General features: G+C 63.6%; 6 protein-coding genes and 2 pseudogenes. 6 read left to right on the top strand and 2 right to left on the bottom strand.

Features of this window, described 5'->3' with window-relative positions:
• The 5 genes from BM214_RS10415 to pstB all read left to right on the top strand — a co-directional run.
• Window positions 1–143: transposase domain-containing protein (locus BM214_RS10415; RefSeq protein WP_143096383.1), on the top strand; the 143-nt coding region annotated here is incomplete at its 5' end.
• A gap of 303 nt (window positions 144–446) precedes the next feature.
• On the top strand, window positions 447–1475 hold the full coding sequence (locus BM214_RS10410) for a PstS family phosphate ABC transporter substrate-binding protein (RefSeq protein WP_090486718.1): 1029 nt from the start codon (window positions 447–449) through the stop codon (window positions 1473–1475).
• Window positions 1476–1701: 226 nt separating this feature from the next.
• Window positions 1702–2955 carry a phosphate ABC transporter permease subunit PstC gene (pstC, locus tag BM214_RS10405; protein WP_090486715.1) on the top strand — a complete coding sequence of 418 codons (1254 nt, stop codon included), beginning with the start codon at window positions 1702–1704 and terminating at the stop codon, window positions 2953–2955.
• 24 nt (window positions 2956–2979) lie between these two features.
• Complete coding sequence (gene pstA, locus BM214_RS10400) at window positions 2980–4146, top strand: phosphate ABC transporter permease PstA (RefSeq protein WP_090486712.1); 1167 nt, start codon at window positions 2980–2982, stop codon at window positions 4144–4146.
• A 59-nt stretch (window positions 4147–4205) separates the two neighbouring features.
• Entirely contained in the window at window positions 4206–5021 is an 816-nt protein-coding gene (gene pstB, locus BM214_RS10395; protein WP_090486710.1) for a phosphate ABC transporter ATP-binding protein PstB, read from the top strand.
• A 174-nt stretch (window positions 5022–5195) separates the two neighbouring features.
• On the opposite strand, the pseudogene BM214_RS10390 reads toward pstB, so the two are convergent.
• Window positions 5196–5776: pseudogene (locus BM214_RS10390) on the bottom strand (class 1 fructose-bisphosphatase); the annotation flags it as partial.
• Window positions 5777–6038: 262 nt separating this feature from the next.
• A pseudogene (locus BM214_RS10385) lies at window positions 6039–6623 on the bottom strand (transposase); the annotation flags it as partial.
• On the opposite strand from BM214_RS10385, the gene BM214_RS10380 reads away from it, so the two are divergent.
• On the top strand, window positions 6618–7130 hold the full coding sequence (locus BM214_RS10380) for an alpha/beta-hydrolase family protein (protein ID WP_342351313.1): 513 nt from the start codon (window positions 6618–6620) through the stop codon (window positions 7128–7130). The pseudogene BM214_RS10385 and the gene BM214_RS10380 overlap by 6 nt on opposite strands.
• Window positions 7131–7196: the final 66 nt, after the last annotated feature.

The raw sequence follows: 7196 nt of genomic DNA, 5'->3' as shown, positions 1-7196 counted from the left end.
AGAACGGGGTGAACCCCCGTCACTATCTGATCGATGTGCTTGAGCGCATCCAGGATCATCCCGCCAATCGCCTCCAAGAACTGCTGCCCTATCACAGGGCACCGCTGGCCCAGAGTTGCGGGGAGCATGCCAGCCCCGACTGACGGCTGGCTATACGGGGGCTACCGGACGGATACGATTCGGCAGCATATCGTCCAGCGACGGCATTCCGCCCTCGGGTATCAATCGCCCCGGCAATTCGACGCCGAGTACCATCAGTCACACAAACCCGAACCCGTCCACTGAAGCGGGTCAAGTCCAGCGGCCCATTGATCTCCCTTTGTTTCCGCCTTTCCGCTACCCTCTGTCACGCAATCGTTGTCACAGTTTCATCCTACTGTCACAAACCGTTATCAGACTCTTTCCCGCAATCGCGTTGTGTTGAATACCAAAAGAGGTTTGTACTGATGAAACGTTTTGCCATATCAAGCATCGGCCTGGCCGCTGTAATGGCCGCGACCATGGGCACCGCCTACGCGGACAACCATACTCGTGAACAGCTTCGCATCGTCGGCTCGTCCACCGTCTTCCCGTTCTCGAGCTACGTGGCCGAGGAGCTGGGTACGACCACCGAGTGGCCGACCCCGGTCGTCGAATCGACCGGTTCGGGCGGCGGCATGAAGCTGTTCTGCGAAGGCAACGGCATGGACACCCCGGACATCACCAACGCCTCGCGCCGCATGAAGGTCTCCGAGTTCAAACGCTGCCAGGAAAACGGCGTCACCGACATCACCGAGGCCATGGTCGGCTACGACGGCATCGCCTTCGCCCAGAGCACCACTAACGACCCGATCGCTCTGACCCGCGAGCAGATCGCCATGGCGCTGTTGGAGAAGGTCCCGCAGGACGGCGAGTTGGTCGAGAACCCGTACACGAAGTGGAGCGAGATCGACTCCTCACTGCCGAACCGCGAGATCCGCGTCTACGGCCCGCCGACCACTTCCGGTACGCGTGATGCCTTCGAGGAACTGGTCCTCGAGGCCGTGACCGAGGACATGGATATCTACGGTGGCGAGGGTTACACCAACATCCGCAAGGATGGCGCCTACATCGACGCCGGCGAGAACGACAACCTGATCGTTCAGAAGCTCGAGAACGACACCGAGGCCTTCGGGATCTTCGGCTACTCCTTCCTCGAGGAGAATGCCGACAAGATCTCCGGCGCAAGCATCGACGGCGTCAAGCCGAAGCCGGAAGCAATCGGTTCGGGCGAGTACCCGGTCTCCCGCTCGTTGTGGTTCTACATCAAGAACAGCCACGCCGAGGAGGTTCCGGCCATGGCTGACTACGTCAAGCTGTTCATGAGCGACAAGATGATCAGCGATCTGGGCTACCTCAAGGGCATCGGCCTGATCCCGATGCCGGAGGAGCTGCTCAACGAGTGGCAGGAGAAGGTTGCGGATCGCGTCGAGCTCAAGCTCTCCGATCTGAAGTAAGCGAAGGACTCGCTCCCCAGGGACGGGGAAGGGATGCCCTCCCAGGGACGGGAAAGGCCGGCGAGTCGATCTCGCCGGCCTTCTCTTGTCGCAAGCGTTCGGCGCATTTCGCACCGAATGCTTGCGACAGGAGTCAGGTTCCCAATAATGGGCCGCTTTGAGGCCTTGGCCGGCACCGCCGCCCGATGGATGCCGACACCGTGATCCAAGACGGAATAGCGCAGACATGCAGACCGATCAGATACTGATGACATTCTTCGCCGGAGTGATTCTCCTCGGTGCGCTGGGGTTCTACCTGGGGCGTTCCAAGGCGGCCCGGACGCGCGCCGGCGGCACGCACATGCATTCCCAGCCCGACCAGTACGCCTGGTTCGCGGTGCTGTCCTCGGCCGGTCCGGCGATCATCGCCGCCGCCCTGGCCGCGATCGTACTGGGGGTATTGGAGACCGCGTTTCCGGGCTGGCTGGCGGTCGCCAGCGCCCTGGGGCTCGGGGCGATCGGTCTATTCCTCGGGCTCAACCGGATCCGCCCGGAGTTGCGCGCGCGCGATTCGCTCGAGCGCACGGTCAAGTGGGTGCTGCTGGGCGCCGCCTCGGTCTCCGTCCTGACCACCTTCGGCATACTGTTCTCCATCCTGTTCGAGGCGATCCGCTTCTTCCAGATGGAGAGCTTCTGGTACTTCATTACCGGTACCGAGTGGTCGCCCGGCGACTCCTTCCTTGCCGCCGCGGGCCGCGAGGGTGGGGGCGACGGCGCGATGTTCGGCGCATTGCCGCTGTTCGCTGGCACCTTCATGATCACCGCGATCGCGATGCTGGTGGCGGTGCCGATCGGGGTGTCGGCGGCCATTTACATGGCGGAGTACGCGCCCCCCGTGTTGCGTGATGTCGCCAAGCCGGTCCTCGAGGTGCTCGCCGGCATCCCGACGGTGGTCTACGGCTTCTTCGCCGCAATCACGGTCGCCCCGCTGATCGTGGCGGTCGCCGAGTCGGTCGGCCTCGAGGCCTCGTTCAGTAACGCGCTGGCGCCGGGGATCGTGATGGGCATCATGATCATCCCGTTCATCTCCTCGCTCTCGGACGACGTCATCAGCTCGGTGCCGACCGCCATGCGGCAAGGGTCGCTGGCGTTGGGGACGACCCGCAACGAGACGATTCGCTACGTCGTTCTTCCCGCGGCGCTGCCGGGTATCATTTCGGCCACCCTGCTGGGCGTGTCGCGGGCGCTGGGCGAGACCATGATCGTGGTGATGGCCGCGGGCATGCGTCCCAACCTCACGGCCAACCCGCTCGAGGACATGACCACGGTGACCGTCAGTATTGTCTCCGCGCTGACCGGCGACAACGAGTTCGGCTCGGCGGCCACTCTCTCCGCCTTTGCGCTGGGGCTGGTGCTGTTCGTGGTCACCCTGGCGCTTAACTTCGTCTCGGTCATGATGATTCGTCGTTTCCGCGCGAAGTACGCGGTCAACAATCTGTAACTGTCCAACCGGAAGCTTGCCGTCATGTCCCAGTCCTTGGACGACATTTCCCGTCAGCTGAAAAAACGCCACCGGAAGTCCGCCCGGATGAAGTGGCTCTCCTTCGGTGCCCTCCTTCTGGCGGGTGTCTTCCTGGTGCTGTTCCTGGCCGACATGCTGATCAAGGGGCTGCCGGCCTTCCAGCAGGCCTACATCCAGGTCGAGGTCAACTACAGTGAACGGGCCAGCGAGCTGCCACTCGCGGCCGTCGAGGCCGACGTACGCGAACTGGTCAGTCGCGGGTATCTGCGTCTGATCCCGAACCGGATGGAGGCCAACCCCGACCTGCTGGGCACCCAGCGCATGGAATGGGTCCTGGCAGACGATGAGGTCGATCAATACCTTCAGGGGGCGGACAGCAGCCTGAGCGCCAAGCACAAGGCGGTGGTGGATCGCCTGACCGAGGCGGGGCGGGCCGAGTTGCAATTCAACACCGGCTTTTTCACCAACGGGGATTCCAAGCTGCCGGAAATGGCGGGGCTGGCCTCGGCAGCCGTCGGCTCGGTGATGTTGTTGATCGTCACCCTGGCCTTCGCCTTCCCCGTGGGCGTGATGACCGCCGTCTACCTCGAGGAGTTCGCGCCGGACAACCGCTTCACGCGCTTTATCGACGTGAACATCAACAACCTGGCGGCGATTCCCTCCATCCTGTTCGGCTTGCTGGGCCTCGCCATCTTCATCAACTTCTTCGGTGCGCCTCGTTCGTCGGCCCTGGCCGGCGGCCTGACATTGGGCCTGATGACCCTGCCGATCATCATTATCACCGCGCGGGCGGCGCTCAGTTCCGTGCCCGATTCGATCCGGCACGCCGCCTTCGGCGTGGGCGCCACCCGCTGGCAGACGGTGCGCGATCATGTCCTGCCGCTGTCGATGCCGGGGATTCTGACCGGCTCGATCATCGGCATGGCCCAGGCGCTGGGCGAGACCGCGCCGCTGATCATCATCGGCATGATCGCCTTCATCCCGGACGCCCCCACCAGCTTTACCCAGGCGGCCACCGTGCTCCCGGCGCAGATCTACACCTGGGCGAGCATGCCGGAGTCGGCCTACGTCGAGCGTACCGCCGCCGGTATCATCGTGCTGCTGTCGGTGCTGATCACGCTGAACGCCACGGCGGTGTATCTGCGCAAGAAATTCGAGCACCGCTGGTGATGGCGCAACGGCACGAGACCGATGGATATACACGTCAACCAACGACAGGTACGGCGAGAATGACAACTAAACTCGCATCTCCGGGCGCACCCGTAACGTTCAACCAGGAGACCACCCACGATCTCGAACTGACCGTGCGTGATCTCAAGCTCTGGTACGGGGAAAATCAGGCCCTCAAGGGCATCGACCTGGATATTTACGAGAACAACATCACCGCGTTGATCGGTCCGTCGGGTTGTGGCAAGTCAACCTTCCTGCGCTGCCTGAACCGCATGAACGACCTGATCCCCACCGTGCGGACCGAGGGCGAGATCATGATGGAGGGCCGGAACGTGCTCTCGAAGGAGGTCGACGAGGTCGCCCTGCGCAAGAAGGTCGGCATGGTGTTCCAGAAACCCAACCCGTTCCCGAAGAGCATCTACGAGAACGTCGCCTACGCTCCGCGCATGCACGACATCGTGCCCGCCGGTAAGGAGCAGGACGAGCTAGTCGAGACGTCGTTGCGCGCCGCCGGTCTGTGGGAGGAGGTGAAGGATCAGCTCGGCAGTCCGGGGACGTCGCTCTCCGGTGGCCAGCAGCAGCGCCTGTGCATCGCTCGGGCGATCGCCGTGCAGCCGAGCGTGATCCTGATGGACGAGCCTACCTCCGCGCTCGACCCGATCTCCACGGCCACCATTGAGGACCTGATGTATGAGCTCAAGAAGGAGTACACTATCGTGGTGGTCACCCACAACATGCAGCAAGCCGCGCGGATCGCCGACTACACCGCCTTCTTCCATCTCGGGGAGGTGATCGAATACAACGACACCGCAACCATGTTCTCGACGCCGTCCGAGAAGCGGACCGAGGACTACATCACGGGGCGTTACGGCTAAGTCGAGAGTTAAGAGATCAGAAGGAAGAAGTCAGAAACAATCGGAGTGGCGGAAGTCGTTATAGGTGTCACGATATTGTTGACCTCTGACCGCTTAAGGTCATAAAAGAAAAGTCCCGCGAGTCGATGACCGACCCGCGGGGCTTCTTGATGGCACCAGGCTGTCAGGCTGCGATCAGCCCTCCTTGTGGTAGTAGTCCCAGATGCGCTGGACTTCGTTCTTCGAGCCCAGGATGACCGGGACGCGCTAGTGCAGCTTTTCCGGTTCGATGGTCATGATCCGGTCCGAGCCGGTGATCGACAGGCCGCCAGCCTGCTCGACGATCATGGACATCGGGTTCGCCTCGTACATCAGGCGTAGCTTGCCACCGCGCTCGCGGTGCTTGCTGTAGATCGGGTACATGAACACGCCGCCACGGACGAGGATGCGGTGCACCTCGGCGACCATCGAGGTGACCCAACGCATGTTGAAGTCCTTGTCGCGCTCGCCTTCCTTGCCGGCGAGGCACTCGTCGACGTAGCGCTTGACCGGCGCATCCCAGAAACGCATGTGCGACATGTTGATGGCGAACTCGGCGGTGTCTTCCGGGATGGTCATGTTCGGGTGGATCAGCTTGAACTCGCAGACCGAGCGGTCGAGGTGAAGCCGTCGACGCCGTCACCGATGGTCAGGACCAGGATGGTGGACGAGCCGTAGGTCACGTAACCGGCGGCGACCTGCTCGGTGCCCGGCTGCATGAAGTCCTCCTCGGTCGGGTTCTCTTTGGCCGAGTATAGGAATAATAAACCACCATTTCGTGTGCTCGCAGCGGGCAGCATTGCCTGGTCGACGCTGGGGTCTACCGCCGGCACGCCGCTTCCGCTCAGCCTTCGGCGCCAATACCGACGTCACACCGCCGAATTCTTCTCGAAGACAGCCGCGCCGGCACCCTTTTCCTCTCCCCGCCGGTTTCCCGGCCAGCCGCCGCCATGGCCGTGCCGCTGACGGCACAGCCCGAACGAAGTCATCCTGGGGTTGTCACCCCTTCTCGTCGAATAGCCCACGCTGTGGTGGCGCCCGGCAGGGAGACCGCCGCAAAGAGTCGGGCTCCGGCGCTTTCGCATCCAGGTGGGTGAGGATCTTCTCGATGACGTCGGGATCCTCGATGCACGCGATGATCCGCATCGCCCCGCCGCAGGCCGGACAGGTCTCGATGTCGATCCCGAAAACCCGCTTGAGGCGTTGCGCCCAGGTCATCGCGGCGCGGCGTTCAGCCGGTGTCTGCTCCTGCGGATCCGCCATCGTGGTATGCGAACCTCCCTTTCCTCGCCTGCCCGGTGTCACCCGCGCGCGGTACCTGCTGTTCGGTGCGAACACCCCATGGAATCGGGTCAGGTTGACCCGCGGTTTCGGCACCAGTGCTGCCAGCCGGGCAATAAAGTCGAGGGATTCGAAGATGACGTGCGTCGTGGCGTCACGGTACGGCGTCTTCAACTCGTACCGGACGTTGCCGTTCGGCGTCAGCGACAGACGCTTTTCCGCGATCGCCGGCCGGCTGATGTAGCGACACAGCCGCTCGAGCTTCTGGCGTTGATCCGCCCGCGCCGCGACACCGGCGTGCAGGTAGCCTTCGATGGCGCCCTCTGGAGCGGCCCGCCGTTTCGCAGCGCCACCTGGCGCACCGTCACCCAGCGCCGCGACCCGGACAGCCCCGCCTGGCTGCCCGAGTTTCGTGAGGGCGAGGTGGTGCGCTTCATGAACCAGTACAGCGATCTTTCGAACGCCGAGGCCCCCTGGGGTCCCTTCCGCATCGCCTTTTTGCAGTACGCCAGCGATCCCATCACCTTCTTTTCGCCGAGCATCTTCTACCGCAGGCCGGACTGGCTGCGGCCGCCCCGGGGGCCGGATGTATCGCCGGAACTGCGCTGGTATCCCGTGGTCACGGGCCTGCAACTGGCCGCCGACATCGCCGCCGGTGGCGTGCCCCCCGGCTACGGGCACAGCTATGCGGTGGGGGATTACGTCGATGCCTGGCGCGGGCTCACCGGGCCGCGAGGCTGGGATGCCCAAGGCATCGCGCGTCTGAAGGCGCATCTGAAGCGACAGCAGCTCACGGAGCAGGTCCAATGACCGTAGCCCTGGATGCGCCCGATAGGGACAGCCCCCTGCGGGCCCCTGGCCAGACGTTGCCGGCCA

Source organism: Ectothiorhodospira mobilis (genome assembly GCF_900114895.1).
In the GTDB taxonomy this organism is placed as follows: Bacteria; Pseudomonadota; Gammaproteobacteria; order Ectothiorhodospirales; family Ectothiorhodospiraceae; genus Ectothiorhodospira; species Ectothiorhodospira mobilis_A.
The sequence above is the reverse complement of the archived record's forward strand: the minus strand, read 5'-3'. Positions and strand labels throughout refer to the sequence as shown.